This window comes from Lihuaxuella thermophila (assembly GCF_900110165.1).
In the GTDB taxonomy this organism is placed as follows: domain Bacteria; phylum Bacillota; class Bacilli; order Thermoactinomycetales; family Thermoactinomycetaceae; genus Lihuaxuella; species Lihuaxuella thermophila.
Genome location: NZ_FOCQ01000006.1, coordinates 80424 through 107398, shown reverse-complemented (window position 1 = coordinate 107398; position 26975 = coordinate 80424). Strand labels below are relative to the sequence as shown.

Here is a 26975-nt window from a genome sequence, read left to right as displayed (position 1 = left end):
AAGTACAGAACGAATCAAAAAGAAACGCACGTTTGCCTTGCGTTTCTTTTTGTTTATGGAGAAAACATGGATATCATTTAACATTACGCCAAATGTGTTTGGTAGTCTATAAATAGCTTCGCTCTCAAAAATTTGATTACAAATCGGAGGAGGTTTATTATGTGAAGAATCCAAATTCAAACAAAGGAATGAACAGACGTCATTTGATAAAACCAGGAGTAACGGAAACTGCTTCAACCACATTTGTTTCAACAAATTTATCCCGAAACTCCGCTCCGGCCGAACCAACTGAGCATGCAATGCTTCCAGTCCATTCTAAACTTCAATTTAACCCTGATGGAACGTTTAAAATCGTGCAGTTCAACGATTCCCAGGATGATGGGAACATCGATCCCAGAACTCTGCAGCTCATGGAAAAAGTGCTTGATGAGGAGAAGCCGGACTTGGTTGTGCATAACGGCGACATGATTGCCGGTGGCTGTGATACGCCTGATGAAGTAAGGAATGCCATTGATCACATTGCCCAACCGATGGAAAAAAAGAGGATCAATTGGGTCATTACCTTTGGAAATCATGATGAGGACCATGCCCCGACCAGCGGACTTGATGAGGAAGCGATGCTGGATATCTATCGATCCTATCCACACAATGTCAACCTTCCTGGTGTGAAAGGCATTACCGGAACCGGGAACATGCACCTGTTGATCTGGAATTGCACAGGCGGGAAACCAGTGTTCAACCTGTGGTTGCTTGACAGCGGAAGATGTGCACCGAAAACAATTGCCGGTCAGGATTTTACAGGATATCCCAAGTGGGATTGGCTCCGTTTTGACCAGGTAAGTTGGTATTATGAGACTTCGAAGAAGCTGGAAAGGCAGTTTGGACGCAAGATTCCCTCTTTGATGTTTATTCATATCCCGCTCTGGGAGTTCAGATTTATGTGGTACGCCAGTGTAGATGAGCGGAGAGATGAGAATCATGCCTATGCTGTACAAAAGCACCACATTGTCGGGGAGAGAAACGAAGATGAGAGCCCCGGACCGTTCAACAGCGGTATGTTTGCAGCCATACTGGAGAGGGGAGACGTCAAGGGAGTTTTTTGCGGTCATGACCATGTGAATACCTACGTTGGCAACTATTACGGAGTTTGGCTCGGCTATTCCGGCAGTGTCGGATTCAGAAGTTATGGACTTCCTGGCGCTGAAAAGAACAGGTTGCGTGGTGCCCGGGTCTTCCATCTGGATGAAAACTGCGATGATGTTCTCGTTGAAACACATATGGTTTTTGCCAAAGATTACGGTATCCAGTGAGAGTCTCTAAAGCTGTTGGCAATGAATCCAGTTAACTTTGCCAGCGCATCCGCCGCTTGGCGCCTGATGCGGCCTCTTTCTCCCATTGACGATTTAAGAAAAAAGCCGAAACCTGTCGAAAATTAGCAGGAGTTTTATATTTGGCACTGAAAGTATAAAAGCGGAATCATACCTACATTTACGATGGAGGAAACATCTTTGTACGCGAAGCTGTTAAGTGCCAGTGTGCTTGGAGTTGACGGATTTCTGGTCGAAGTGGAAGTCGATATCAGCAACGGGTTACCCATGTTTGACATCGTGGGTCTGCCCGATTCGGCTGTCCGTGAAGCGAGGGAACGTGTTCGGGCGGCCATCAAAAACAGCGGAGCCAGCTTTCCGCTGCAACGAATTACCACCAACCTGGCTCCGGCGGATGTGAAAAAAGAAGGCTCCGGATTTGATTTGGCAATTGCAATTGGAGTGCTGGCAGCCAGTGGCCAGTGCAAATTTGAGTCAAAAGAACCTATGGTATTGATCGGAGAACTTGCATTGGACGGATCGCTTCGCCCATTATCAGGCGTATTGCCCATGGTGATGGCTGCCAAGGGACGGGGAATTGGACAGGTGATGTTGCCTTATTCCAATGCCACTGAAGGAGCGCTCGTTGAGGGAGTTCAGATTATTCCGGTCCGCTCGCTGCAGGAAGCCGTTCAATATTTCAGGAATGAATGGCAGCCGGGCCCGGTTGAAGTCCATTCGCAGGAAGATGTTCCCTATTTTTCGGTTGATTTTTCCGACGTTCAAGGACAACAACACGTCAAGCGGGCGATGGAAGTGGCGGCAGCGGGCAGCCACAACCTGCTTTTGATCGGGCCTCCGGGCTCGGGTAAAACGATGCTGGCGCGGCGCATCCCCACCATTTTACCGATGTTGACGTTACAGGAAGCGTTGGAAGTGACGAAGATTTGCAGCATAGCAGGGTTGATTAAAGAGAGGGGGCGTTTGATTACGGAACGCCCCTTTCGTTCACCACATCACACCATCTCCACAGCGGGACTCGTAGGCGGGGGAACGATTCCGAAACCGGGTGAAGTGAGCCTCGCTCATCGGGGGGTGCTTTTCCTCGATGAGTTGCCCGAGTTTTCCAAAACCGTACTGGAAGTGTTGCGTCAGCCTCTTGAAGATCACGAAGTCACGCTGGGGCGTGCCAGAGCGGTCCTTACCTATCCGGCCGAATTTATGCTCGTGGCTTCAATGAACCCGTGTCCGTGCGGATTTTTTGGCTACGAAGAAGATCGTTCGTGCACTTGCACACCATACCAGGTGCAACGTTATCGGTCCAAAATCTCAGGCCCTCTCCTGGATCGGATCGATATTCATATCGAAGTGCCGCGAGTCGATTATAAAACACTCTCTTCTTCCTCTTCCGGGGAACCTTCCGAGTCGATCCGGGAAAGAGTGAACAGGGCCAGGGAGATTCAAAGAGAACGATTTACAGGAAAAACATACCTGGCGAACAGCGCGATGAGCACGGCGGATATCCGCAGATACTGCGCCTTGGACCCGGATTCCCGGCAAATGTTGAAACATTCGTTTGATACCCTGGGATTAAGTGCCCGGGCCCATGACCGCATTCTCAAAGTTGCACGTACCATCGCGGATTTGGCGGGGGAAGAAAAGATCCGGGCGGAGCATGTGGCCGAGGCGATCCAGTACCGGGCACTCGACCGGAAGTTTTGGGAATAGATGCCCAAAGAAAGCAGAATAAGATCCGGGGTACACATGAACAGATACAGGCTGTATCCTGGATGATAGGAAGTTTACACAATAAGGGATGCCAATGGATGCAAGGGATGGGGTTTGTGAGAACAAAACGAAAAGGAAGTGACAAAAATTGAGCGGAGAAGAAACGAAACCATCCGTGGAAGATGCACCAAAACGACAAAAGAAACCGATCAGCAAAAACAGGGCCTGGGCATACGTATGGATCGGCGGGGCGCTGGAAATCGTATGGGCTTCGGGTTTCAAATACGAAGCAGTTCCCACGATTGTGGTGGTCCTCTCTCTCCTGGTGAGTTTCGATTTGATCATCAAAGCATCCCAGGTGCTTCCCGTCGGGTCGACTTACGCTGTGTTTACAGCGATAGGCACCATCGGGACCGTTGCGGTCGAAGCAGTATTTTCCCAAGGCATCAGCTGGATGAAAATCTCCCTTGTCCTTTTGTTGCTCCTGTGCATCATCGGATTGAAGCTGACCAGCGGAGAGGGGGAACGAACTTGATGGAATGGTGGCTGTTAATTCTGGCCGGACTGCTGGAAGTGGTCGGCGTGATCGGCATCAAACGGGTGGCGGAAAACGACAACTGGACCAACAACATCCTGATGATCGTGGCCTTTGTCATCAGCTTCCAATTGCTGATGGCGGCAATGAAAACCATCTCGCTTTCCACCGCATATGCCGTTTGGACGGGGATCGGTACGGTCGGTGGAGCCATCGTGGGCATGATTTTCTTCAAAGAATCGAAACACCCCCTTCGCATCCTGTGCATCGCGGGAATCATCGGTTGTGTAATCGCATTGAAGTTCGTGGAATAAACGCTGCTTCAAAAGATTTTCCTTTTCTCCCGGTATGTTCGATCCCCTGGTGGACAGGGAGGAGAAGTGAAATGGGCGACGATCGTGCGAGTGTAACACTCGAAAGCCGTGAATCGGCTGCGTCAGTGAACAAGTTTGTGGTACAAAGAGTTGCTGAAATCGCGCAAAAAAGGAAATAATATGAAGAGAGCCGGCCGGATGAATCCGCTGGCTTTAAATTATTTTTTGGGTAAAATTCATGTTTTCGATTTTAAATGGGGAGATTGTTTTACCTGTGATGAATTTGCTGAATAGTAAATCATCATTGGGTGATTCCTGTTATAAATTGGTCAAATAATACGCAAATGATTGGGCAACTTTAACATAAAACAACGGTAGCGATCAGAAGGGAGATCCACATGAACAAGGACAGACCAAAAAAACAAGCAGATGCGATTCAAAGCAACGATTATACAACGGAATTCAGTTTCGAAATGTTTTCCGAGAGACCGGATCAGCCTGTAACGGATGCAATCAATGAATCGTATTTTCAATATGGCATCGCAAAGGACAGACAAGGGGAACAGGATAGGAAGAAAAATTGAGCGCATTTTCAACTCATTCAAACCATCCGTTGAAGCACTTGTTCTTCTCTCATTCCGACGAATCCAGCTTTTTTGAAAGGATTGAAGTCCGTGAAAAAACTATTTTTCCTTGTAGTTACACTTGCCATGGTGGCTTATTTCGTAAGTGGATGCAGCGGCCGTGAAGGCGATCGGCGGGGTGATCGGGGAAACCCAGGTGGAAGTACTTTGGAAAAGGCGGCCGGTTTCATAATCCAGGCTTGCAGTGAACGCATTTCCGCACATTCATTTTCCGCAAATTTGTAATGCTCCCTTACAATGCACTGTGAAGAAAGTAATGTGGAAAGTACTTGTTATAGACCTCAGAACACCGTATCAAACAGGGACGGATAACGGCAATGGTTTGTTATCATCCCTTTTGAATTGTGGCAACCATCACGTCCGTACTTTTTTGCCTTTACGCGTTAAAAAATATCCCCAACCGATCATCCCGACGGCAACCGCATCAAACAGCAAATCGTAGCCGAGTGGGTTGGCTGCATACTCATTCACATGATGAACTCCCAGCAGATGATGATCCACAATTCCTTCAATCAGATTAAACAGCCCGCCGCCAAGCAGAAACCCACCCCAAAATGTCCGGCGCTGCGGGGGCGCGGTTGGAGGGTCACTATGCAACACCAACAGCGTCGCCACAAACCAGACCGTGGTAACAGCCAAGTGAAAGACTCCGTCACTGACCACCTGATCCGGCTTGGTTCGATACATCACCATACTGTGCCATTGCAACAGTTGGTGAAAGATGATACCGTCAAGCATGCCAATCACACCCACACCAAACAGAAATGCGCCCAAAAAGAGTTTACGCATCCCAACACCTCCTATGAGTAAGTGTGATCCAATCCCTCAACTCTTAATCAGTACCATGAACTCGCTACAAAATGATTTGTATTTCAGGGATGAATTACAGGTCTGTTGATCAAACTAACCCAATAAATCTCTTTATTATGAATGGGGAGTGTTTGGATCATGACGGAAACAGAAATGCTCAATGAGCTTACAAAATTACGTGACGAGTTAAGTGTATTAAAAGACCGGTTATCACATTTGGAAGCGACGGTTACGGAACGAACTCAATCTCAACAAACATACCAACCAACATCGGTGCAGGAACAGTTGGCTCAAGAGATCATGTCTCGGCCGGCCAGGCCTGATCAGTCTACACAATATTCGGGAAGATAATCATTGGGGCCGCTGTCGATCGGAGAAGAGTCTGCGTACAAACTCTGACATAGGAAGACCGGACATCAGCTTATTCGGAGAGTCTCCGGTCTGACAAACCGGAGAAATTGGGATAAAGCCTGTTTGAACTGAACCATATAAACAAAGGATGAATCATATGGAAAAATGGCTGGCTACTATTTTGACGATTATCGTGGCATTGGCTCTTGCAACCGGATGTGGCGGCGGCGGTGGAGATGGCAAAACTCGTGGACACAGTGAGAGTTTACCAACTACCGGAGTCCAGTACGGAGTTGTATAATTCGGTACTTCAGCATGATGACAAACCCCGCTCTTTGATTCAAAAAGAGACGGGGTTTTGTGTATTTCTCAGCTTTGTCCAGTAAAGCCCAAGAACTCAGCTCCTTTTTCGTGAGGAGCAGTTTATACTGCGAATCGGGGGGACTTGGGATGAATAATTTTTGAGTTTTGCTTAAAATCCCACATATACTCTCTTGCGTGTCCGGTCTCCCACGGTGAGTTCGCTCAAAAAACTTTGATAAAGGGAACGGCCTATTTGATGGAACTTGTACATATATTTTATCGATCACTTCTTAAAGGGTTGTTGTCCGTATGATGTACAAAGCCGTCATCCGAATCGTTATGTACATAGCGGGTCTGGTTCTGCAATCATTGGGACTCGCTTTGATGATCGTTTCCGATTTGGGAACCGGTCCCTGGGACGGATTTTATGTGGGGATGACCCGTCATTTTGGTTTATCTGTGGGATTATGGCTGATCATCTTCGGAGTCATCTTTATTATTTTAAGTTCATATTTGATGAAATGCCGGACTGACTTCCTTTCGTTCATGACTGTATTCATCCTCGGTTTGTGTATAGATTTTTGGTTGCAGCTGATTTCTTTTCAACCAGTGGAAGCAGGTGTGAAAGTACTCATTTTTTGGCTGGGGCTATTCGTTACTTCGTTCGGAATCAGTATATACCTGCAGGGAGAAATTGCACTTACTCCTGCTGACCAATTCATGATGGCTCTTTGTGACCGCTTTGGCTTGAGCCTGATGGCCTCCAAATTTTTAGGGGATGCAGGTGCTCTGGTATTTGCTGTCCTGTTACAGGGGCCGATTGGCCTGGGAACGTTGATTTATACCTTTTTAAGCGGTCCGCTGGTACAGTTTTTTACCCCCCGGATGGAAAGGGCCGTCATTACCCGTATAAAAAAGTAAAACATGCAGGGAGCAGTGATCCATCATTTGACGGCTTGGTATGATTTTAGACCGGAAGGGAAATCCTGAAGAGTGGAAAGCAGCTCGGCCGGCCAATGAAAATAGGAAGGAGCATTCACGGTCCGGGCCTTCTCGTTTTGTTCTGACCGTTCCCCGAGGTTTCGACCGGGGACAGCAACATCACTAGGGCAGGTGTACAAGCATATGGAAAACGTTCAAGACTTGAAACAAACACTTTCTTACATCCACTCCGAATTGAACCGCATTGAAACGATGGCGGGAACATTGTCAACCATCGAAAGAGAACATTTTAACAAGCTCACCAACTTTGACCATCGTGAGTTGGTTGACATTGCCGTTGAAGAGCAAAATGCCGCCAGACAGCTTGGGACCATCAAGCAAATGTGTTTGGCAATGGCGCAACAGGTAGAAAGTATCAAAAACGCGCTGGAGCGTGGCGAATGGGGAGGGCGTTCCAAACGTGATGAAACTCATTGAGAGATGGATACGATCCGTGATCAACGAAACGGTAGATGAAGCGATTACACGGGTCATCCGGGATCAATACATAGAAAACCTGTTTGAAATGGTGCCTGTCACGAAGAAGGTAGGCCTCACCAACCTCATGGAGATTACCATGCGGGCCAATCAAGGAACTCCGGTTTCCCGCCCGCTGGGAAGCCCTGTTCATTTGTCCCCGTGGGAGAAGATCCTGTTTAATCCCGTTCACCTCTTCCGTTTTCCCACTCCTGAAAACGTCGGGATCAGCACATCCGTCACGATCGGACGCCGCGCCAGAAAACCGATGACCCTTTCCATCCCCATCATGATTGCCGCCATGTCCTTCGGCGGAGCATTGAGCAAAAAAACCAAAGTAGCCTTGGCCAAAGCCGCCACTGCCGTCGGCACGGCCACCAATTCCGGAGAAGCGGGCCTCTTGAAAGAAGAACGGGAAGCAGCCAGCCTGTTCATCGGCCAGTACAACCGGGGGGGATGGATGAATCAGCCCGACAAATACAAGCTCCTTGATGCGATTGAGATTCAATTGGGACAAGGCGCTCAGGGTTCATCCCCTCAACGGACCGCCGCCCACAATATCGGGGAAGATTTCCGGGAGGTTTTCGGGTTGCGCGAAGGGGAAGACGCCTGGATTCATTCCCGATTGCCTGAAGTCAACTCCAAGGAAGAATTTATCCGGTTGGTCAGGCGGCTCCGCGATGAAACCGGCGTCCCGGTCGGCTTGAAAATAGCCGCCACGCATCATCTCGAGCGGGAATTGCAGATTGCGTTGGAAGCGGGAGTTGATTTTATCACGGTGGACGGGGCTGAAGGAGGAACGCACGGAGGAGCGCCCATTCTGCAGGATGATGTCGGTTTACCTACCTTCTTTGCGGTGACACGGGCATCGGAGTTTCTGGCCAGAAAAAGAGCTGTTGGCGATGTCAACCTGATTGTCACGGGAGGCCTGGTTACCCCCGGGCAAATGCTGAAGGCCCTCGCCTTGGGAGCGGACGCTGTGTACATCGGCACCGCGGCCCTGATGGCACTGGTAAGCGAACAGATGGTGAAAGCCACTCCCTTTGAACCTCCTACCAGTTTGCTCGTTTACACGGGAAAAATGACGGACCGACTGGATGTTGATCAAGGCGCGATGAATCTGGTTCGGTATTTGAACGCTTGTGTGCGTGAAATGGAACTGGTTGCCATTTCCCTGGGTAAAACCGCTCTGGCCGACTTGACCAAATCGGATTTGTGCACCATCGACCCGTTTATTGCCAAGGCGACGGGCATCCAGCTGGGTTATGTCGCCCCTGAAAACCAGGATCGTTTCTTCGAGGAGACCCAAATGGTGTTTGGTGATTTCCAATTGCAAGTGAATGAGCAAACATCCATACCGCTGCAATGAGAAGTTGAGTGAAGAGCGAGCGGCTCATCTGAAGGAGTATCCATTTGGCAATACTTCACCTCCTTTTTCCGCCGGGGCCTAATTCAGGCCTCTTTCATCTTGTCAAAAGGTTCATGCATTCAGAAATTCTGGTTTCAAATACCTGTTGTCACTGTGATGGCTGACTTGGTGGAAAACCAAAGTGAACCGATCCATGCCAAGATTCCATACTGTTAACGGAAGGGAAGTAATCCAGCCATGTGGAGGTGAACATAGTGGAAATTAGCAAAATCGACACATTTCCATTGTTTTGCCGATTAACAAAACCTTACGGTGATGCAAATGGATATAAATATTATCGGTCCTGTTACTTATTCCGCATCACAACCCAATCGGGAATCGAAGGATGGGGGGAAGTTGTCGACTGGCTTCCAACCCTGGATGTTGGGTTTCGTGAACGGATCATTCCATTTTTAATTGGAAAAAAAGCAACGCAAAAAAATAAGCTGGTTCATGTCATAAAAAAGTGGAACCAGAGAATCGCATCCGGGGTCAGCATGGCTTTAACCGAAATCATCGCCAAGTCATCCCGGTTATCCGTCTGCGATTTATGGGGAGGATCGTGGAGGGATCAAGTGCCGGTATATGCTTCCTTTCAATCCTACAGCGAGGATGCGGACTGGATGAATCACTCTCTGCATCTGGTAGAGCAGAGTGTCCTGGACGGGTATAAACAGGTCAAAGTGAAAGTCGGGGGCCGTTCCTTACAGGAAGACCAAAAACATATCCGGCTCTTACAAGAAAAATTTGAAGGGAACATCCAATTGGCCATTGATGCCAATCAAAGTTACGACTACTCTACCGCTTGCCAATGGGAAAGCTTCTTTTCCGGATCGGCGAATCTGCTCTGGTTTGAGGAACCGCTTCCCCTTCATCAGACGGAGGAATACCGGATGTTAAGGAATCGCCTTTCAATGCCCGTAGCAGGTGGGGAAAATATTCAGAGCACACGGGAGTTTCTTCCGTTGTTAAATAAAAGATCATTTGATATTATCCAGCCGGATTTAAATCATCATCCTGGTGTTGATGACTTTAGGAATACGTTAAACCTGGCCCGCTCTTATGGGGTTCGTTGTTCCCCCCATGCTTTTGACGGAGCCCTCTCCCGGTTATATATGGCATTTGCCCAGTCATGCTTGCCGCCGTGGACAAAAATGGAAACTGATTCGGTTGAACCCGTTGAGTGGGATGTGATGGAAAATCCCTTTTCGCAACTGATTCCACTTCAGCCGTCAAATGGATTTCTTACTCTTCCCAAAGGGATTGGCATAGGAGTGGAGATCAACCAAGAAATCATCAAAAAATACATGTGGGATGGAAGAAGTTATTAAACATCCATCATGACGTTTGATTGTTTGCGAGGGTAGGCTGATCGTTCCGTTTCAGCGGGGGATGGATTCGGAAAGCACTTTCTATTCATTCCCATTCTCTTTTTTATTAATTTGTTGACCAGGCAAACTAAAATGTCGTTCGCCAAGGGACTGAATGGCAGGGAGCGTTGGGAGCATGGTCAGGGGACTTACGTCCGGAACTGTGAAGGTCTGATTAAAAAGATGAAGACGATATTGAAGCAGGATCCCGGTTGAAAATAGGGATCCTGTTTGTTGTTGGTTCGATTTATTTCCCCAGAATTCGCAGCAATGTATCCTTAAATGCATCCGCCGATTCCAATCCGGCCCAAAACAGTTTCATTTCCGTTTCCAGTTCATCCATGACGCCGGAATCAGAGAACATCTCATGAAGGAAGTAATTGTGATCCATCCCTTGGGCCGTGATGTTGATCAACTCTCGAAACGGCGGGGCCCACACCCGCTCATTTACCGGTTTCAGCACGGAGAGAAAATGAGCTTTCTGGCTCATCATTTCCTGTACCTCCGGCCGCAGGGCTGTTTCTATAAAGGCGAGAGCCAAGTCCTTCGACCGGCAAGTGGAGGGAATCATAAAAGCATTGGCCAACAGAAGCGTGGATTTTTGGTTGCCGAACGGAAGGGTGGCGATCCGTGGTTCAAAGGTTAATTTTTCGCTTCTCCATCCCGCCATTTCAAGAGTGGATGTAAGGACCATGGCGGATTTTTGACGAATGAACGCATCGGAATTAATCCGGTTGGGTTCTGTCTGGAAGATGGTGGCTACCCGGAATCGGTATAAAAGGTCGTGCAAAAAATTTAATGTGGCGAGCAGTCGATCTGAATCCGTTTGCGGATTTTGGAAATCTATGCCGTTTTGCAAGGCAAACACCGGCCAGCGGTGAAAGGACGAGGAGAGTGAAATTCCGTACAAATCCAGAATTCCGTCCCCGTTTGTGTCCCGGGTGAGCTTTTTCGCAGCATCGATGAAATCTTGTCGACTCCAGTCAGGGGACGGCTCCTGTACTCGAAACTTTGCAAAAAGCTCCGGGTTATAGGCCAGAAAAATGGTAGAAAAGGTGACGGGGACCGCTTTGATGGATTTTCCGCTCCGGAAGGCATTCAGCACTTTGGGAACCATCTCTCTCAAACTGTTTGTCAGTGGAGGCTTGAGGTCCATGAAAGCGTCTAAATGATCAATTTCGGCAAAATGCCGGTCCGACACCAATACGAGATCAGGTTCGAGCCCCATTTCGCTGCTGGCGCGGATCGATTCCCAAAAATAGAATGACGGCAAACTGAGCAGTTTTACATCCGCGTAAGGGTGTTCTTTTAAAAATGTTTCAATAATGACAGCCATCCCGTTATCTACAAAAAAAGAAGGAGACGGAGCCAAGATCCGCAAAACTTTTCTCCTGTTTTCCTGTATGACCAGATCGGGGGATACCATGGTTCCCTGGCCTACTTTTTTGACAATTAAGCCCTCTTTTAATAGTTCATCCAATGATTTTCGGACAGAAGTCCGGCTTAAACCGTAATATCGGCAAAGCTGGTTTTCTGACAACAGAAATTCGCCGGGTTTGATATAACCGGAAAGTATTTGTTCACGCAGGATATTGGCTAATTTCAGGTAGCGGAATTCCTGTTCACGGCGCATCTGTGTCCTCCTTTTTCAGCGAATAGTCACAATAGACAAAATATAAGATCTCTCTTATTATAGTAGAAATTCAACTATAATACAATTATGATACAGGTATTCTATGATTAAAGAAAACTAATTGACTAGTCTAAAAACTTGTGATACTTTTAATTTAAATAAAAGATACATGTAGCATACAAGTTTGATATAAGGGCAAAAAAGGAGGTTTATAGGACTATATTCCTGGTTTGAACGGGGGGATTTTCATCAAACTATGAATGAAGCGGGGGTAAAAATTGAGAAATCTGATCGCTTGTTGTTTCATCAGTGCTTTGATTTCAGGCATGTTTACGGGATTTTCCGTCCCTGTTGCAAGTGCCGCCGAAAAAACGACGGGAGGCGGGGTTCTGGCCGATTATGAAGCCGTCATCCGTGAAGCAACCCAGCGTGCCGACGGAATCCGGCATGTGGATACTCCTGCAACGATCCAAAAGTTGAAGGAGCTGCATGTCAATACGTATTACTACCTGATTTGGCACCAGCCCACCGACTGGGATGATTTGAAAAACGAATTTATTGCTGCGGCAGAGCAGGCGGGAATCAATGTCGTCGTGTATCTGGTCCCCCCTTCAGAATCAACGGGTACCCGCAAATCGTATCCTTATGTCACGGATTATATCGCTTGGGCACGGGCGATCGCGGAGCTATCGCTGGATTACCCCAATTTGATCGGATGGGCCATCGATGATTTTAATCACAATTTAGACTACTATACCCCCGAGTATATGGCCCGGATGAAAACAACCGCCAAGTCGATCAATCCTCACCTGACGTTTATGCCGCAAATCTACAGCACGGCTTTGACGGAAGATTTTCTTCAGACCAGGGGCGAGTATATCGACGGGATCATTATAGCCTACCGGGATGACCCTTACCGGAACACGCAAATTTGGTCAACGGAACAGGAGCAGATTGACGCAGCCCATAATATTTTGAAAAGATACAATATTCCGTTGTTTTGGATGGTTTACACCTCGCAGCTGACCCGGACACCGGCCAACCCTACGGCCAATTATGTGAACCAAGTCGTAAAGATTGCCCTGGATAACATGCGGCAGGGAAAACTTGCCGGCGTGATCACTTATGTGCTGGAAAAGGAATTCGTACCGGAACCGGCCGATCACAAGGCCTCGTCCGGGAAGGGTTATTTCAGCCTGTTTGTGCCGGCCGCAGCCCCTACCAATCCGGGAGACTTCACTTCTGCCACCCAGGTGATCCATCCGGACGGATCCGGGAAGTATACACTCCAGTTCCGGACGATGGACGAAGGACCTAACGTGGCAGGTTACCACTTCAAGCAGGTGCTCATCGACGAGACAGTCGTTTGGGAGCAAGATGTGGCCCAAAATCAAACGGATCTGCAGTGGGAAGAAGTGAATCTCGACTTAACTCCTTATCTTGAGGGGAAAACGAGCGCCCGGTTGACTTTCCGCCTCTATGAAAAAAACGGTGTCCGAAATTACTTCAACAATGTTGGATTTGATGCGCTACAGGCTGAAGGGTTCACAGTGGTCAACCAGGATTTTGAAAGCGGGAGCGATTGGGAAATCACAAGAAACTCCCCCGGATTGATCGGGGAAATTCTGATCTACGATCCCAACCGCCGCATCAAAGCGTTCAACTATGTGAAAGCGCTATACCTGACTTATGATTTATTCAACCAAATCTCGCAATCGGAAGTGGACCCGGGAGTTAAAAACAGTCTGGCGGTCAAAATCGACCATGCCATGACCCGCTATTTTGCCGGACAAAAAGATCTGGCTTTGAACATACTGAATGCTCTGGAAAACGAAATCCGGGCGCAGGCAGGAAAAGCAATCCCCCGGGTAACGGCGGATGAGTGGCTCCCGACGATCGGTCAACTGGATGGGTTGTATAAATAAAGCATTGAAGGAGGAGGCTCAATGAGGAGAAAGAGAGGAAGAGTTTTGGGGTTACTTCTCTCTGTCCTGATGCTGATGTTGCCGGTGATCGGCTGTTCGACAAATTCAGCCGATCAAAAGGATGGAACGATTGAGCTGGAATTCTGGACGATCAACCTGAAGAAAAACTTCTCCGATTATATTCAGGGAGCGATTGATGCTTACGAAAAAGAACATCCCGGGATCAAAATCAAATGGGTGGATGTACCGGGCGCGGATGTAACCAAAAAATTGCTGACTGCTTTATCCAGCGGCGATGTGCCTGATGTGGTGAACGAGACTAGCGCGGGACTCTCCGTTTTGCAAAGTTATCAATCGGTCTATCCCATGTCAGATCTGGTCGGCAAGGAAAAGTTGGAACCGTATATCGACGGACTGGTGCAAAGCGTAACCATTGACGGAAAAGTGATGGCCATTCCGTGGTATCACGGGGGTCCTCCCATCGGACTCATCAATGCGGAATTGTATGAAAAAGCTGGCCTTGATCCGAACCAACCGGCCAAGACTTGGGAGGAACTATTTGCCTACGGTAAGCAAATTCATGCCAAACTGCCCAATGTATACGGTTCCAACGATATTCCGACATTGGAGTCGCTGATCAGCGAAGGGCTTCCGATTTTAAGTGAGGACCGGAAAACGGCTGTCTTCAATTCACCCGAACATGTAGCCTTCGTGGAAAAGTTTGTTCAGGCGTACAAGGATGGAGCGATCGCTCCCGGAGCCGTCGTCAAGGATGACCGCCAATACCAGCAAACGATCGATAACCAGATGACCGCCCATGTAGGCTGGGCACAGGCCGCCCAATTAAACAATTACGAAAAAAATGCGCCAACCGTGTTCAACAAATTAAAAGTCGTACCTCCGGTCAGCGGGAAAGCGGGCCAGGTGGCGGTGAAAGATATTCAGTTGTTTATCGTGCCGAAAAAATCGAAACACCCCAAGGAAGCGGCGGATTTTGCGCTATATATGACAAGCGCGCAAAAACAGCTGGAATTCTGCAAATTGGTTCCTATATTCCCGTCCACGGAGGAAACGTTGAAAGACCCGTTCTTCACAAATGCCGAGGGCAACACGATCAAGGATGAGGCTCGCAAAGTGATGGTCGCAGCTTCCCCCCGCTTGACCGTCAATATTCTCGGGCTGGAGAAAGAGCAGGAGTTAAAAGAATTTTACATGGAAGAGATCCGTGCGGCCTTGATGGGCAAAAAATCCGTTAAAGAAGCCCTCGATGCAGCGGTGAAGCATTGGAATGACCAATTAGCCAAGCAATGATACAGAGATGGACGGTGGCAGAAAACATCTTTCTGCCGCCTTATCTTTCGTCTCGAAGGAAAGGAGCGGATTCCCTGTCGATGATCACCGTTTTGCGCAAAAAAACCACACTGCCGCAGCCAAAAAAGAAGAAAATCTCGTGGATGCCGTATCTCTTTCTTCTGCCGGCCATGGTCCTGTTTTTTACTTTTGATTATCTCCCGACTTTTAGTGCCTTTTATTATTCGTTTACGGAATATCATGTCCTGGCCCCGCCTGAATGGGTGGGGTTGGAAAACTACAGCCGGATGCTGGAGGACGAAAAATTCTGGACGTCGATCCAAAATTCGTTGATCTATTTTATCATCGTCGTTCCTACTCTGGTCACGTTCCCCTTATTTCTGGCGATGCTGGTCAATCAAAAGCTGCGGGGCATTCATTTGTTCCGGGTGATCTATTACCTGCCGGTCATAACATCGATGGTGGCGGTAGCCATTGTTTGGAAATATTTATATCATCCCGCCGGGTTGTTAAATGCGGTTCTGCATGGACTGGGCCTCCAGCAGGAAGCGGTCAATTGGCTGCTCAATACCGAGACAGCCCTGCCTGCGGTGGCCATACTGGAAAGCTGGAAGTCGATGGGGTTTTATATGGTCATCTATCTGGCCGGTTTGCAAGCCGTTCCCCATGATCTGGTCGAAGCGGCCAAGATGGATGGCGCAGGCCGCCTTCGTGTGCTCTGGCATATCTACTTGCCCCAGCTGAGGCCGATCTTCGCGGTGACACTGGTACTATCCACCTTGGGCACGGTACAGATGTTTACCAGTATCTATATTATGACCGGAGGGGGCCCGTTGGACAGCACCATGTCCCTGCCTCTTTATATCTACCAGAAAGCCTTTGTGGAATTGGATATGGGCTATGCCACTGCGATGGGAATGGTCTTGTGGCTGATCCTGATGATTCTTACCCTTGTTAACTTCAAGATTTCGAGAGGGGGGCAGGCAGTCGGATGAAATCGAAACGGAGCAGACGGTGGGCTCAGATGGCTAAAAAATGGTTGATGTATCTGTTGTTGACCGGAATTGCGGCAATCTTTATCGGGCCTTTTTTGTGGCTGTTGTCAACCGCTTTGAAATCTAACGGGCAAGATGTCTTTACGTTCCCGCCCAGTTTTATTCCCAGACCGCCGGTGTTGGACCAGTTCAGGGAAGCGTGGACGGTCGTTCCGTTTCCGAGATACCTGTTAAATTCATGCCTTTTAATCGTGATCATGGTTCCCGCCCACTTATTTTTGACCGCATTGACGGCCTATCCGCTGGCGCGAATGGACTTTCCCGGACGGGATTTCATCTTTTATGCGATGATCGGAACGATGTTTTTGCCTGAAGAGGGAAAACTGGTCCCGTTATTTATCATCGTGGAAAAGCTCGGAATGGTGGATTCCTGGTGGGGGCTGATTATTCCCGGACTGGTCGGAGGATTCTCCGTCTTTCTCATGAGGCAAGCTTATCTGGCCATTCCCAAAGAATTGGAGGAAGCAGCGATTATCGACGGCTGCGGGGCCTTTCGAATATGGTGGAACATCATGCTGCCTTTAACCAAACCCACCCTGGCAGCACTGAGTGTCTTCTCTTTTATTTCGGTGTGGAATTCGTTCATTTGGCCGTTGATTATTTTGAAAAACGATCAATTATACCCGCTGGCATTGGGGTTGGCTTATCTGGCCGGAACATTTGGCGATGATGTAAGGACGATGGCGGCCGGCACGGTGATTTCTCTGGTCCCGGTGATTCTGTTCTATCTCTTTATGCAGCGGTATTTCGTCTCAGGCCTGCAAGGAGCGATCAAAGGTTAAGAGGGTTTGTTGCGGTTTGGTTTGATCCGCCCCCCTCTTCGATCCTGGTAACGATAAAGGGGATGAACCATGAAACTCGGCGTAATCGGTTACGGTCGGCGGATTCGGAATATGGTGGAAGAACTGAAGAAAGTGGATGCAAGCTGTGAGGTCAGGGCCATCACCGATGTGAGAAATGAGGAAATCAAGAGAGAATGGGGAGCGGACCGTGACCAAGTGGCTTTTTTTGACCGTCCCGAACAGATGCTGGAGAGCATCGACCTGGATGGGATCTTAATCGGCACAAGATGTTCGTTACATGCCGAAATGGCCCTGAAAGTACTACCCACCGGCATCCCTCTGTTTCTGGAAAAGCCTGTGGCGACCAGCTATGAGGACCTATTCAAGTTAAAAAAAGGGTGGGAGACCGCTCGATCGGAGGTGGTAGTTTCGTTCCCTCTCCGGGTTGCCCCTCTGCTGCGGCTGGTCAAAGAAGTTGTCGATTCCGGAAAAATCGGAAGCGTGGAACATGTTCAAGCTGTCAATAACGTGCCTTACGGCGGCGTGTACTATCACCATTGGTACAGGGATGAACAGGAGACCGGCGGACTCTTTTTGCAGAAGGCAACGCATGATTTCGACTATCTCAACTATCTCCTGGATCTGAAACCCACTTGGATCAGTGCCATGGTCTCCAAGCAGATCTTCAAGGGGAATAAACCGGCCGGTTTAAAATGTGCAGATTGTGACGAGCAGGAAACATGCCCGGAGAGCACCGTCCGCACAAGGATGTTGCCCCATGAAACCCCCGCGGGCGAATATTGCTGTTTTGCGGAAGACACCGGAAATGAAGACTCCGGCAGTGCCCTGATTCAATATGAAACAGGGATGCATGTCTCGTATTCACAAAATTTCTTTGCCCGAAAAAAAGCAGCCAGCCGCGGGGCCCGTTTGCTCGGCTATAAAGGAACACTGGAGTTCGACTTTTATACCAACCGCATAAAAGTGTATCTGCATCATGCACCGGTTGTGGAAACTTACGAAATGACCGACGAGGCCGCCCATTTTGGCGGTGATGCCGTGCTGGCCCGGAATTTTATAGACGTGATGAAAGGGAAGGCCAAATCGGTAGCACCGCTGGAAGCCGGTCTCCTCAGTGCCTACATGTGCCTGAAGGCGCGTGACTCGGCGAAAACGCGTTCCTTTCAACCATTGAGGTGGGACTGATTCCGTCAGATCGATTACGGAAAAGGAGGCTGCCTGATGGCAGGAGAATTAAAAATCGGAATGATCGGGTTGGATACTTCCCATGCGCCTGCTTTTACCAGACTGCTCAATGATCCCGGCCAGGAATATCATGTCCCGGGGGGAAAAGTCACCGTTGCATACCCCGGCGGTTCTCCCGACTTTAAGCTGAGCGCCTCACGGGTGGACGGGTATACCTGTGAGCTTCGCGACCAGTTCGGTGTAAAAATCGTGGAATCGCCTGAAGCCGTTGCCGAACAATGTGATGCCATCCTGCTGGAATCGGTCGACGGGCGGGTGCATTTGGAACAGTTCGGGAGAGTGGCTCCTTTTGGCAAACCCGTGTTTATCGACAAACCACTTGCGCTCAGTTCCCGCGACGCCCAAGCGATCATCGATCTCGCTGATGAATATGCTGTTCCACTCATGAGTTGTTCCGCTCTCCGCTATGCCGGGGGATTGACTGCCGTTCTTGAACAAACAGGCAAAGGAAACATTATAGGGGCGGATTGCTACGGCCCCATGCCGCTTGAACCCTTGCAGCCGGGGTTGTTTTGGTACGGAATTCATGTGGCGGAAATGCTTTTTGCGATATTGGGGCCGGGTTGTCTCCGGGTGATGTCCGTCAGCAACGAGGATCACGAATTGGTGACAGGGGTATGGGCAGACGGGAGGGTGGGGACGATCCGGGGCAACCGCAAAGGAAACCAAACCTTCGGCGCCCTCATCCACCGGGAGACGGGGACGGATTTCGCCGATGTATACTCCGATCCGAAACCGTATTACGCAAGCCTTTTGGAGAAAGTGATGACGATGTTTACGACGGGGAAGCCGCCTGTAGATTTGCGGGAAACAAGGGAACTCATCCGCTTTCTTGAAGCGGCCAACGAAAGCCGGGCAACCGGTAAAACGGTTGAATTATAGAGCAATGGGTCCACCATCACGGCACAGTTTTCACTGACAACGACCACCTACCGGCAAAAAAGCATCCGCTCGATTCTGGGAATCAAAAACTGGATCAGCGGACCGCATAAAAAGGTGAAAATGATCGTCCCCAAACCGATTGGCCCGTGCAGCAAAAAAGCGAAGGCCAATGCGAAACATTCCCCGATCGTTTTGGAAATCATCAGACTGAAACCAAACCGCTTGGAAAGAGCATACATCAGCTGATCGACAGGAGTCAGCGCGAATTGTCCTTGCACATAGATGGAGATTCCCACGGCTGTGAACAACAGACCAACCCAGAAGATCAAAACTTGAGATTCAGCCCCGTCCGGTTCAAAGTTGAGAAAATGGAGCCAGAAATCAATGCAACAGCCCAGGATGAAAATGGTTATGATCGGGAAAAAATTGGGCTTGCTTTTGATTAAAAAAGAGTTGAAAAAGATTAAAAATATACCCAGGATGATCAACCAGGACCCCACCGTTAATCCAAAGTGGCCGGCCATACCGACATAAAAACCGTCCCACGCGCCTGTCCCCAAACGGGAACGGATGACCAGTGAGATGCCAAATGATTTAATGATTAATCCCGTCAAATAAGCGAGTGATCGGACCGTATGGCTGTTCATAAGGATCACCTGCCTCAAATGAATGGGTCGTCATCGTCAGGGATCGATCTCCTTTGTCGGAGGAGAGCCGGAAGCGAGGGAGTATACATGCTCCAATATATGTATTCGTTCGCGATGGTAGAAGACAAGATTAAAAAGGGGCGTTGAAGCAACGACAGAGCCGATTTCCTTCATTCAGGAAATCGGCTCTGTCGTCATGGAGCACTCGATGGATAAAAGAGGAGGCCGCATCGTCATTTCTTTTGGATCAGCGAGAAAAGACAAGCGGTAAATTTGCCTTGGCCTGCCCCTGGAAGTGATTTTTTCGGCTCCGACAACGGTGACCAGGCCCGCATCCATCCATTGCAATAAAATGCGATGCGTGCTTCGGACGGTGATTCCCAAAATCGTGGCAAGTTCCTGTGCCGTATAGTCCATCTTGCCGGCACGGGCCACCTGGGCCATCAATTTACTCATGTAAGCTGCTGTCATCCCTGCTTCTTTAGCCTTTTTCAGCAGCCCGGGATCGGTGACGGACAAGTCATACACCATGGGATGAGCCATCTCGACCGGTCCGATGACGCTCCGATCTTCCCTCACGATAAAGCAGATATTCCCCCCGGACTCTTTTGCCTGGAGCAACGCCAAACGGGCATGGGTTCCCGCTTCATTGGCCGACAGTCCGAATCCGACTCCCAGGCTCAACGACATATGAAAGGTTTGGTTTACTTCGCGCAACAGGGGAATGTATTTGTATCCCCTCGTAACCCGTTCAAAGGTTCCCCTGGTTGTAAAAAATAAGTATTCATCGCCGCCGAGACTGGTCAAATGTCCATCCAGCGACTCTACATAATCAAGCACCATCCGGTGAATTTCCAATCTTACTTTTTGTAGCTCGTGTTCGGAAACCCGCCTTTCCATCATCCGGTGTGAATCATCGATCGTGATCAGCCCCACCACGATTTGCGATTCTTTTCTCCGTCTTGTTTCTGTTGATAAAAGCGCTCGTTCCAGGGAAATAGTGATGTCCTGAACGGTAGGAAGAATCCATTCATTGGGTACATTCATTTCCGTCAACCGGTCGGCCACTGATTGAATGCCGGTCAATGCCGCATCGCATGCTCCCCGGTAAAAATGGTCGAGATGGAATCGAACGATTTCTTCATCCGAGGGCGCGGAAAAATAATCAAAATAGGCCGCTTCCAAGCAGGAAGTACCCAGTTCATGGACAGTTTGATCCACCATTTGTTTTGGCAGCGTGTCGATCGATACTCTTTTCAATGGGCGGATCGCCCACAACCGAAATAAAGCGCGGTACAGCCCGTTTCCCGTCAGAGGGACATAGTGAACGGGCAGTTTAAAATCCAGCTGTTCTTTTGCTTTTCGATAGGGCAAATAGCCTGAAAAAAGGAGCACTTCTGCCTGACACTGCAATTTTTCCGCTAATTCCGGAACTTCGTCTTCATGTTGATACACTTGAAAGACAGGTTGAAAGGAGGGGAAAGATTTAAGCGTTTCCCGAATCTTTTTCACGATTGGATCGGGGCCGATCACACCGATGGAGATCCCTTCTTTATTCATATACTCACGCCCGCCTTTTTTGCGTCTTCAGGACAACCACTCGGATCGGTGTCGCCTGACAAATTCATCATCGTTCAAGTGGGGGTAATCGCGGTAGATTCGGTCAATTTCAGCAAGCTGTCCGGGAGACAATTGTTCGTCCGGGTCTAAACACCAAATACCTTCAAGAAGTCCTTGGCGCCGCAGCACTTCGTGAATGCCGGGGATGCATCCTTTGAAGTCATGGGCGGGATCAAATAAAGCCGCATTCACATCGGTGATTTCCATTCCTCTTGTCAAAAGTTCCGCCGGAATGGTTTTCCTGCCGGCTACCGTATCTTTAATCTCTTGCAGCAATTCGACCGCCTTTTTTGTCCAGACCGCCCATTGCCCCAGCAACCCGCCGACGATTCTCTTCTCGACAGGCTCGCCGTCAACGATAAACCGGTAAGTGGTGAGCAAGTCGGCGACAATATTGTCGTCATTTCCGGTATAGAGCGCAATCTCATCCCGCCGTTTGGAAAAACATACGGCCCGCACCACATCCAGGGTTTGATAACGATTGAAAGGCGCGATCTTGACGGCCATGACGCCGGGAATATCGGCAAACTCCTTCCAGAATTGAAAGCTGAACGTTCTGCCTCCGACGGAAGGTTGCAGGTAAAAGCCGAAGACCGGAATGATGTTGGTGACAGCAATCACCCGGTCCAGCAATTCGGATTCAGACAGAGGATCCAGTCCCCCCATACTCAACAATCCCAAATCGTAACCGAGTTCCTTTGCCAGTTCAGCTTCGGCTACGGCCTGTGCAGTCGGACCGCAAATTCCTGCCACTTTGATAAAAGGGCGGTCCAGTTCAGCGTTTTGAACTTCCTCGGCTGCGAGCCGCAGGACGGGTTCCAGCAAATGGATGTCCGGATCGCGGATGGCGAATTGCGTGGTATGGACACCCACCGCAACCCCTCCCGCACCCGCCGCCATGTAATACCGGGTCAGTGCCCGTTGCCGCCGTTCATCCAGCCGGCGGGACTCATCTAATGCCAGCGGGTGAGCAGGAATGACCGTGCCTTCGTACAAGAGCTGTTTGACTTCCGGTTGCAGACCGTTCGGATTTTGTCCCATTTAGAATCTTCCCTCCCTCTCCTGGAAATGGGTCGGTTTTCCGAGTGATTCTCCTCCGGATTGGATCCATTCCACTGTCCACTCCATCATTTGTCTGAGTGTCACCCGGGGATAGCCAAAGAGCCGGTGTGCCTTGGAAGCATTGCTGAGCAGGGCGGTATCCCGTTCTTCACCGAGAAAGACGGGTTGGGTGCCAAACCGTTCGCCAAACCATTCGGCCAGCCAGCGGATGGAGATGGTTTCCGGTCCGGTGATGTTAAGAATTTGCGGGGGAGAGTCGCAAACAGCGAGAGATCGGATGGCCATCTCATTGGCGTCCCCCTGCCAGATCACATTGACATGTCCCATCTCGAGGTTGATCGGTTTTTCCTCCTTCACAGCGGTAGCAATGTCATGCAATACGCCGTATCTCATATCGATGGCATAATTCAGGCGGAACAGTGCGACAGGTGTCTGATGCTTGTGGGAGAAATATTCAAAAATCCGTTCGCGTCCCAGGCACGATTGGGCATATTCCCCCACAGGGCCTGCAGGATGCTCTTCCGTTACCCCTCCCAGGCCAACGGGCGTCAAAGGATAGACATTGCCGGTAGAGAAAACAACGAAGCGCGAGTTTTTAAACTTTTCGGCGACCCGTCCCGGCAGATATGAATTCATGGCCCAGGCGAGATATTCCTTGCCGCTGGTTCCAAATTTATGACCGACCATGTAAATCACGTTTTTGACCTCGGGAAGGGCCCGCAGCTGTTCTTCGTCGAGCAGATCGGCGGCGATGGTTTCGATCCCGTCTTGTTCCAATTCTTTTTGTAAACTCCCGCGGGAAAAGCGGGAAACGGCGATCACTTTTTTGTCAACGCCGGCTTGATCGATTGCATTTTTTGCCAGTCTTGCCAGAGACGGGCCCATTTTGCCCCCGACTCCCAAAATGAGCAGATCCCCGTCCAGCTTCTTGAGTTCGCTGATCAGAGATGCCGAAGGTTCGGCCAATTTTGCCTCTAAATCTTTTACCGTATTCATGTTCATTCTCCTTTTCCTTCATCTAGAATGAATAACCGGTGCTGGCGGCAAGCGAAAAAAGGTTCGACAGGCCGGCCAGCGCCAGCCGGTTGCGCCCGGAATGATATGCGTGAATGTTTACACTATTATCATAAATTAAAAGACATGTCTCTAACATGTCTTTTAATTCCTTTTTGTGAGTAAAAATCAAAAAAATTTGACGATTGCAATTAGTATTTATATAATACAAGTATAATACATGTATGATTTCCGGTTGGATTTATTCAGTTGGCAAGTCTGAAGCAAAAAACTTGACGGGTAAAGGAGAAGCTCAAATGAGAATGGCGGAGGTAGGCGTTTTGCTGGACAAAAAAGCGGCAAAACGCAGGTGGGAAAACGGCCTCAATGTGTTTCAACATTATATCGGCGAGATTTTGCAGCACGCCGGAATCCCGTTTCAATGGCTGGACGGAGCGGACGAGATCCCCCAATCAAGGCTGGATGTTTTAATGATCGCTTTAGACGCACAAGAGGAGGAGTCGGCTGCGAAGATTTGGGAATTTGCCGAAAATGGTGGGGTGGTCATTTCCTTTGGGGGGCTGAACCGTTTGGCCGTGAAGCTCGGATATGCCGCGACCGGGGCGGGGGGAAAGGGATATGCCCGGCTTCCCGGAGAGTTTGGCGACACCCGGCTTTTGCGTTATCTACATTCATATCCGTGGCGGCGGATTTCCGGGAGCGGTCATTTCATCAGAGAGACGGGAAGCATCCATCGAGAGCATCCGGAAGGCGATCCGCTGGGTCCGGCACTCATTCAATGCCAGGTGGGGAAAGGAATCATCGACCGCTGGGCGATTGGGATTCCGGAAACGGTGGTCAGCTTTCAACAAGGAACACACCCTGTCATCGAAGATGGTATTCCCGCCCTGGATGGCACGGGCAGTGTGGATGACGGCATTTTGAAAGCGGATGACGGAATGGAAATGGATTGGGAGCTGGACCGCCGTCAGACGCAGACGGGCGCTTCTTACTTCGCCTATCCTTACGCCGATCTGTGGAGGGAGGTGCTGATCGGACATCTCTTGAAGAGAACGTTGGAAAAAGGGCTCACCCTGCCGTTTCTCGACTATTGGCCGGACGGAATCTCCCAGGTGGCCACAATCTCTCTTGACAGCGACCACAATCTGGACGAATCGGCTGAAACGACATTGGATGTTCTCGAGGAATGCGGGGTTTCGGCTACATGGTGCATCATCGAGCCGGGTTACAGTCCTTCCGTTTTCCGGCGCATTGAAGAAAAAGGGCATGAATTGGCCTTCCACTACAATGCGGTTGACCATGATGGAGGAAGCTGGGAAGAAGCGGAGTTCCGGCGTCAATTGGACTGGTGGAAAACAGCGGCCGGAGCGGAGGCGCCTGTTTCGAACAAGAATCATTACACCCGGGTGGAAGGATGGGGAGAACTGTTCCGTTGGTGTGAAACATACGGAATTCTTTCCGACCAGACGAGAGGACCGAGCAAAAAGGGGAATATCGGTTTCCTGTTTGGCACTTGCCATCCTTATTTTCCGGTTGCCTGGTCTGATGAGCAAAACCGGCTGTATAACGTGTTGGAAATCGGTTTTCTCACCCAGGATCTGGATCATTGGAATCTGGCTGACAGCAGTGTTGTCGTTCCGTTTCTCGAGCAGGTAAAGCAAGTGAAAGGAGTGGCGCATTTCTTGTTCCATCCTGTCCACATTCACAATCAAGAGCCTGTCCGCAGAGCGTTGCGCAAAGTGGTGCGGGAAGCGAAACAACGCGGATTTGTCTTCTGGACCGGCAAGCAAATCAACGATTGGGAACGGATGCGAAGAAACATACGGATTGAAGGAGTGGACGAGGAGGGCAATGTTTCCATTCACAGTGAAGCTGATGTGGAGCAAGTGGTCGTCTGGATTCCGCTCCCGGATCTGAAAGGGACAAGGGAGGATTCGGTTCAAAAAATATATGGCGTGTGGTGCGCCAAAAAAGTGCTGCCGCAGGACATCAAAAGATCTTGACTTGCGATACAAGCCGGACATGGTGACGGGAGCCCCAATCGCGCAAAACATCTGTCATGAAAGGTCACCTTTGCGATCAGCCGGTGTTGAAAATAGCGGATGGATGACCCTGGCGCCAGCCGGGTGAATTCCGAAGAGCGGATCGGTTCCGCATCTTCGCCGGTCGGTTGGGCCGGGAGAAAACACGGACGATCACCGCGATGTACACATGCTTTTTTGCACAGAAAGCCCGGGAGGGAAAGGACATGAGTGAGAACCGGTTAGCCATCCACGGCGGGCCGAAAGCGAAAACGACTCCGTTTGGAACGGGGAAACGCTTCGGACTGGAAGAAGCAAAAGAACTGATGGAGGCGTTGGAACAAAATACGCTATTCTATCACTCCGGACAAAAGGTGAAGCAATTTTTGGATGATTTCAACCGATTATATGGTGTGAAATACAGTGTCGCAACTTCCTCAGGCACTGCCGCGATTCATGTGGCGTTGGGAGCGGCGGGCGTAACTGTCGGCGATGAAGTGATTACCAGTCCCATCACCGACCAGGGAACGCTGATCGGTATCCTTTACCAAAACGCCATACCCGTGTTCGCCGATCTCGATCCTCACACTTACAACCTGGATCCGGCATCGGTGGAAGCCCGAATCACCCCTCGGACCAAAGCGATTGTTGTCGTTCATCTGGCGGGAAATCCCTGCGACATGGATCCGATTATGGAGATTGCCCGGAAACATCGGTTGAAAGTAATTGAAGATTGTGCCCAGTCATATCTCACAAGGTACAAAGGGCGATTGGCCGGAACGATCGGAGATTACGGCTGCTTTAGTACCAATGATTTTAAGCACATTTCCACCGGAGACGGAGGAATCGTGACGGTCAATTCCGGTGAGGAGGAAGATTTCCGTGTGGTTCATGCATTTGCGGACAAAAACTATCAACGGTTTTCGGGCCAAGTGATGCGGGATCTATCCTATCTGGCTCCCAATTACCGCATGACTGAACTTCAGGGAGCCGTCGGGATTGCCCAGCTCAAAAAACTGCCCTGGATCTGTGAAAAGAGACACCGATACGGTGAGCGAATCACTGAGGGAATCCGCGATTTGCCGGGAATTGAACCCCACGGAGTGACCGAGGGAGGCTGGTGTTCTTACTGGTTTTACATGTTCCGGGTGAATGAAACGGCACTCGGGTGCACACGGGATGAATTTTCAAAAACGCTCACGGCGGAGGGAATTCCTGCCCATCCCGGCTATATCCCGGAAGTCGTCTATCTGAATCCACTGTTTCAAAAACGCCAGGCCTACCTGAACAGCCACTTTCCCTTTGAATTGACGGAAGTTACCTATGAACGGGGGTTATGTCCAACAGCCGAGCATATCTTACAAACGGCAGTGCGGATCGGGATCAGCGAATTCTTCACAGATGAAGACATTGACGAGATCATCGGTGGAATCCGGAAAGTGGCTGCATACTATCAGAAGTCGGTTGCGGGATGAGTGTGGACATCAGGTGAAAAGCGGGCAGGGAATCAAAAAGGTCAGACGGGCGAA

At 49.6% G+C, this 26975-nt stretch carries 24 protein-coding genes; 18 read left to right on the top strand and 6 right to left on the bottom strand.

Annotation, left to right across the window (positions count from 1 at the left end; translation table 11 throughout):
• Positions 1–188: 188 nt before the first annotated feature.
• The 4 genes from BMW55_RS08285 (at position 189) to BMW55_RS08270 (ending at position 3884) form a co-directional block, all read left to right on the top strand.
• Positions 189–1310 carry a metallophosphoesterase gene (locus BMW55_RS08285; RefSeq protein WP_089967555.1) on the top strand — a complete coding sequence of 374 codons (1122 nt, stop codon included), beginning with the start codon at positions 189–191 and terminating at the stop codon, positions 1308–1310.
• A gap of 198 nt (positions 1311–1508) precedes the next feature.
• Complete coding sequence (locus BMW55_RS08280; protein ID WP_089967223.1) at positions 1509–3035, top strand: YifB family Mg chelatase-like AAA ATPase; 1527 nt, start codon at positions 1509–1511, stop codon at positions 3033–3035.
• A gap of 148 nt (positions 3036–3183) precedes the next feature.
• Entirely contained in the window at positions 3184–3570 is a 387-nt protein-coding gene (locus BMW55_RS08275; RefSeq protein WP_244527495.1) for a DMT family transporter, read from the top strand.
• Entirely contained in the window at positions 3570–3884 is a 315-nt protein-coding gene (locus BMW55_RS08270; RefSeq protein ID WP_089967220.1) for a DMT family transporter, read from the top strand. The genes BMW55_RS08275 and BMW55_RS08270 overlap by 1 nt, the downstream gene beginning before the upstream one ends.
• 998 nt (positions 3885–4882) lie before the next feature.
• On the opposite strand, the gene BMW55_RS08260 is transcribed toward BMW55_RS08270, so the two are convergent.
• A complete protein-coding gene (locus tag BMW55_RS08260) occupies positions 4883–5317 on the bottom strand; it encodes a DUF2243 domain-containing protein (protein ID WP_089967216.1) in 435 nt (144 codons plus the stop codon).
• 159 nt (positions 5318–5476) lie between these two features.
• Between BMW55_RS08260 and BMW55_RS08255 the strand changes: the two genes are divergently transcribed.
• From BMW55_RS08255 to BMW55_RS08235, 6 genes are all read left to right on the top strand, one after another.
• Entirely contained in the window at positions 5477–5689 is a 213-nt protein-coding gene (locus BMW55_RS08255) for a hypothetical protein (protein ID WP_089967214.1), read from the top strand.
• Positions 5690–5846: 157 nt separating this feature from the next.
• The gene (locus tag BMW55_RS19330) at positions 5847–5990 is read left to right on the top strand and encodes a hypothetical protein (protein WP_170839820.1); all 144 of its coding nucleotides are present in this window, start codon (positions 5847–5849) and stop codon (positions 5988–5990) included.
• 311 nt (positions 5991–6301) lie between these two features.
• Positions 6302–6913, top strand: a complete 612-nt coding sequence (locus BMW55_RS08250) for a YczE/YyaS/YitT family protein (RefSeq protein ID WP_089967213.1) — start codon at positions 6302–6304, stop codon at positions 6911–6913.
• Between the two features lie 204 nt (positions 6914–7117).
• On the top strand, positions 7118–7411 hold the full coding sequence (locus BMW55_RS08245; protein WP_089967211.1) for a hypothetical protein: 294 nt from the start codon (positions 7118–7120) through the stop codon (positions 7409–7411).
• On the top strand, positions 7398–8819 hold the full coding sequence (locus BMW55_RS08240) for an FMN-binding glutamate synthase family protein (protein ID WP_244527494.1): 1422 nt from the start codon (positions 7398–7400) through the stop codon (positions 8817–8819). Before BMW55_RS08245 ends, BMW55_RS08240 begins: the two co-directional genes overlap by 14 nt.
• A gap of 254 nt (positions 8820–9073) precedes the next feature.
• Positions 9074–10189 carry a mandelate racemase/muconate lactonizing enzyme family protein gene (locus BMW55_RS08235; protein ID WP_089967206.1) on the top strand — a complete coding sequence of 372 codons (1116 nt, stop codon included), beginning with the start codon at positions 9074–9076 and terminating at the stop codon, positions 10187–10189.
• Between the two features lie 286 nt (positions 10190–10475).
• Here the strand turns inward: BMW55_RS08235 and BMW55_RS08230 are convergent, their stop codons facing one another.
• The gene (locus BMW55_RS08230) at positions 10476–11861 is read right to left on the bottom strand and encodes an extracellular solute-binding protein (protein WP_089967204.1); all 1386 of its coding nucleotides are present in this window, start codon (positions 11859–11861) and stop codon (positions 10476–10478) included.
• Positions 11862–12139: 278 nt separating this feature from the next.
• Here BMW55_RS08230 and BMW55_RS08225 point away from each other — a divergent pair, with 278 nt between their 5' ends.
• The 6 genes from BMW55_RS08225 to BMW55_RS08200 all read left to right on the top strand — a co-directional run bounded on the left by BMW55_RS08225 (position 12140) and on the right by BMW55_RS08200 (position 19082).
• Positions 12140–13786, top strand: a complete 1647-nt coding sequence (locus BMW55_RS08225; protein WP_089967202.1) for a hypothetical protein — start codon at positions 12140–12142, stop codon at positions 13784–13786.
• Between the two features lie 21 nt (positions 13787–13807).
• Positions 13808–15097, top strand: a complete 1290-nt coding sequence (locus tag BMW55_RS08220) for an ABC transporter substrate-binding protein (RefSeq protein WP_089967199.1) — start codon at positions 13808–13810, stop codon at positions 15095–15097.
• A 14-nt stretch (positions 15098–15111) separates the two neighbouring features.
• Entirely contained in the window at positions 15112–16092 is a 981-nt protein-coding gene (locus tag BMW55_RS08215) for a carbohydrate ABC transporter permease (RefSeq protein WP_170839819.1), read from the top strand.
• A complete protein-coding gene (locus BMW55_RS08210) occupies positions 16089–16934 on the top strand; it encodes a carbohydrate ABC transporter permease (RefSeq protein WP_211663660.1) in 846 nt (281 codons plus the stop codon). Before BMW55_RS08215 ends, BMW55_RS08210 begins: the two co-directional genes overlap by 4 nt.
• 69 nt (positions 16935–17003) lie before the next feature.
• A complete protein-coding gene (locus BMW55_RS08205; RefSeq protein WP_089967195.1) occupies positions 17004–18140 on the top strand; it encodes a Gfo/Idh/MocA family protein in 1137 nt (378 codons plus the stop codon).
• 36 nt (positions 18141–18176) lie between these two features.
• Positions 18177–19082 (top strand): Gfo/Idh/MocA family protein, encoded by a 906-nt coding sequence (locus BMW55_RS08200; RefSeq protein ID WP_089967192.1) that lies wholly within the window; start codon positions 18177–18179, stop codon positions 19080–19082.
• Positions 19083–19129: 47 nt separating this feature from the next.
• Here the strand turns inward: BMW55_RS08200 and BMW55_RS08195 are convergent, their stop codons facing one another.
• The 4 genes from BMW55_RS08195 to BMW55_RS08180 form a co-directional block, all read right to left on the bottom strand.
• Positions 19130–19729 carry a YczE/YyaS/YitT family protein gene (locus tag BMW55_RS08195; RefSeq protein ID WP_089967189.1) on the bottom strand — a complete coding sequence of 200 codons (600 nt, stop codon included), beginning with the start codon at positions 19727–19729 and terminating at the stop codon, positions 19130–19132.
• Positions 19730–19903: 174 nt separating this feature from the next.
• Positions 19904–21289 carry a GGDEF domain-containing protein gene (locus tag BMW55_RS08190; protein WP_244527493.1) on the bottom strand — a complete coding sequence of 462 codons (1386 nt, stop codon included), beginning with the start codon at positions 21287–21289 and terminating at the stop codon, positions 19904–19906.
• A 27-nt stretch (positions 21290–21316) separates the two neighbouring features.
• Positions 21317–22390 (bottom strand): dihydrodipicolinate synthase family protein, encoded by a 1074-nt coding sequence (locus BMW55_RS08185; RefSeq protein ID WP_089967187.1) that lies wholly within the window; start codon positions 22388–22390, stop codon positions 21317–21319.
• Entirely contained in the window at positions 22391–23407 is a 1017-nt protein-coding gene (locus BMW55_RS08180) for an NAD-dependent epimerase/dehydratase family protein (RefSeq protein ID WP_089967185.1), read from the bottom strand.
• A 314-nt stretch (positions 23408–23721) separates the two neighbouring features.
• Here BMW55_RS08180 and BMW55_RS08175 point away from each other — a divergent pair, with 314 nt between their 5' ends.
• Together BMW55_RS08175 and BMW55_RS08170 are read left to right on the top strand one after the other, a co-directional pair.
• The gene (locus BMW55_RS08175; protein ID WP_089967183.1) at positions 23722–25428 is read left to right on the top strand and encodes a polysaccharide deacetylase family protein; all 1707 of its coding nucleotides are present in this window, start codon (positions 23722–23724) and stop codon (positions 25426–25428) included.
• A 245-nt stretch (positions 25429–25673) separates the two neighbouring features.
• Positions 25674–26921, top strand: a complete 1248-nt coding sequence (locus BMW55_RS08170) for a DegT/DnrJ/EryC1/StrS family aminotransferase (protein ID WP_089967181.1) — start codon at positions 25674–25676, stop codon at positions 26919–26921.
• The last annotated feature ends 54 nt before the right edge of the window (positions 26922–26975 follow it).

Excerpts from the sequence above, each read along its gene's own strand:
- BMW55_RS08230 (WP_089967204.1), bottom strand. The coding sequence starts at position 11,861 with ATGCGCCGTGAACAGGAATTCCGCTACCTGAAATTAGCCAATATCCTG.
- BMW55_RS08220 (WP_089967199.1), top strand. The coding sequence starts at position 13,808 with ATGAGGAGAAAGAGAGGAAGAGTTTTGGGGTTACTTCTCTCTGTCCTG.
- BMW55_RS08240 (WP_244527494.1), top strand. The coding sequence starts at position 7,398 with ATGAAACTCATTGAGAGATGGATACGATCCGTGATCAACGAAACGGTA.
- BMW55_RS08270 (WP_089967220.1), top strand. The coding sequence starts at position 3,570 with ATGGAATGGTGGCTGTTAATTCTGGCCGGACTGCTGGAAGTGGTCGGC.
- BMW55_RS08255 (WP_089967214.1), top strand. The coding sequence starts at position 5,477 with ATGACGGAAACAGAAATGCTCAATGAGCTTACAAAATTACGTGACGAG.
- BMW55_RS19330 (WP_170839820.1), top strand. The coding sequence starts at position 5,847 with ATGGAAAAATGGCTGGCTACTATTTTGACGATTATCGTGGCATTGGCT.
- BMW55_RS08285 (WP_089967555.1), top strand. The coding sequence starts at position 189 with ATGAACAGACGTCATTTGATAAAACCAGGAGTAACGGAAACTGCTTCA.
- BMW55_RS08205 (WP_089967195.1), top strand. The coding sequence starts at position 17,004 with ATGAAACTCGGCGTAATCGGTTACGGTCGGCGGATTCGGAATATGGTG.
- BMW55_RS08210 (WP_211663660.1), top strand. The coding sequence starts at position 16,089 with ATGAAATCGAAACGGAGCAGACGGTGGGCTCAGATGGCTAAAAAATGG.
- BMW55_RS08170 (WP_089967181.1), top strand. The coding sequence starts at position 25,674 with ATGAGTGAGAACCGGTTAGCCATCCACGGCGGGCCGAAAGCGAAAACG.
- BMW55_RS08200 (WP_089967192.1), top strand. The coding sequence starts at position 18,177 with ATGGCAGGAGAATTAAAAATCGGAATGATCGGGTTGGATACTTCCCAT.
- BMW55_RS08175 (WP_089967183.1), top strand. The coding sequence starts at position 23,722 with ATGAGAATGGCGGAGGTAGGCGTTTTGCTGGACAAAAAAGCGGCAAAA.
- BMW55_RS08185 (WP_089967187.1), bottom strand. The coding sequence starts at position 22,390 with ATGGGACAAAATCCGAACGGTCTGCAACCGGAAGTCAAACAGCTCTTG.
- BMW55_RS08190 (WP_244527493.1), bottom strand. The coding sequence starts at position 21,289 with ATGAATAAAGAAGGGATCTCCATCGGTGTGATCGGCCCCGATCCAATC.
- BMW55_RS08245 (WP_089967211.1), top strand. The coding sequence starts at position 7,118 with ATGGAAAACGTTCAAGACTTGAAACAAACACTTTCTTACATCCACTCC.
- BMW55_RS08180 (WP_089967185.1), bottom strand. The coding sequence starts at position 23,407 with ATGAATACGGTAAAAGATTTAGAGGCAAAATTGGCCGAACCTTCGGCA.
- BMW55_RS08260 (WP_089967216.1), bottom strand. The coding sequence starts at position 5,317 with ATGCGTAAACTCTTTTTGGGCGCATTTCTGTTTGGTGTGGGTGTGATT.
- BMW55_RS08250 (WP_089967213.1), top strand. The coding sequence starts at position 6,302 with ATGATGTACAAAGCCGTCATCCGAATCGTTATGTACATAGCGGGTCTG.
- BMW55_RS08195 (WP_089967189.1), bottom strand. The coding sequence starts at position 19,729 with ATGAACAGCCATACGGTCCGATCACTCGCTTATTTGACGGGATTAATC.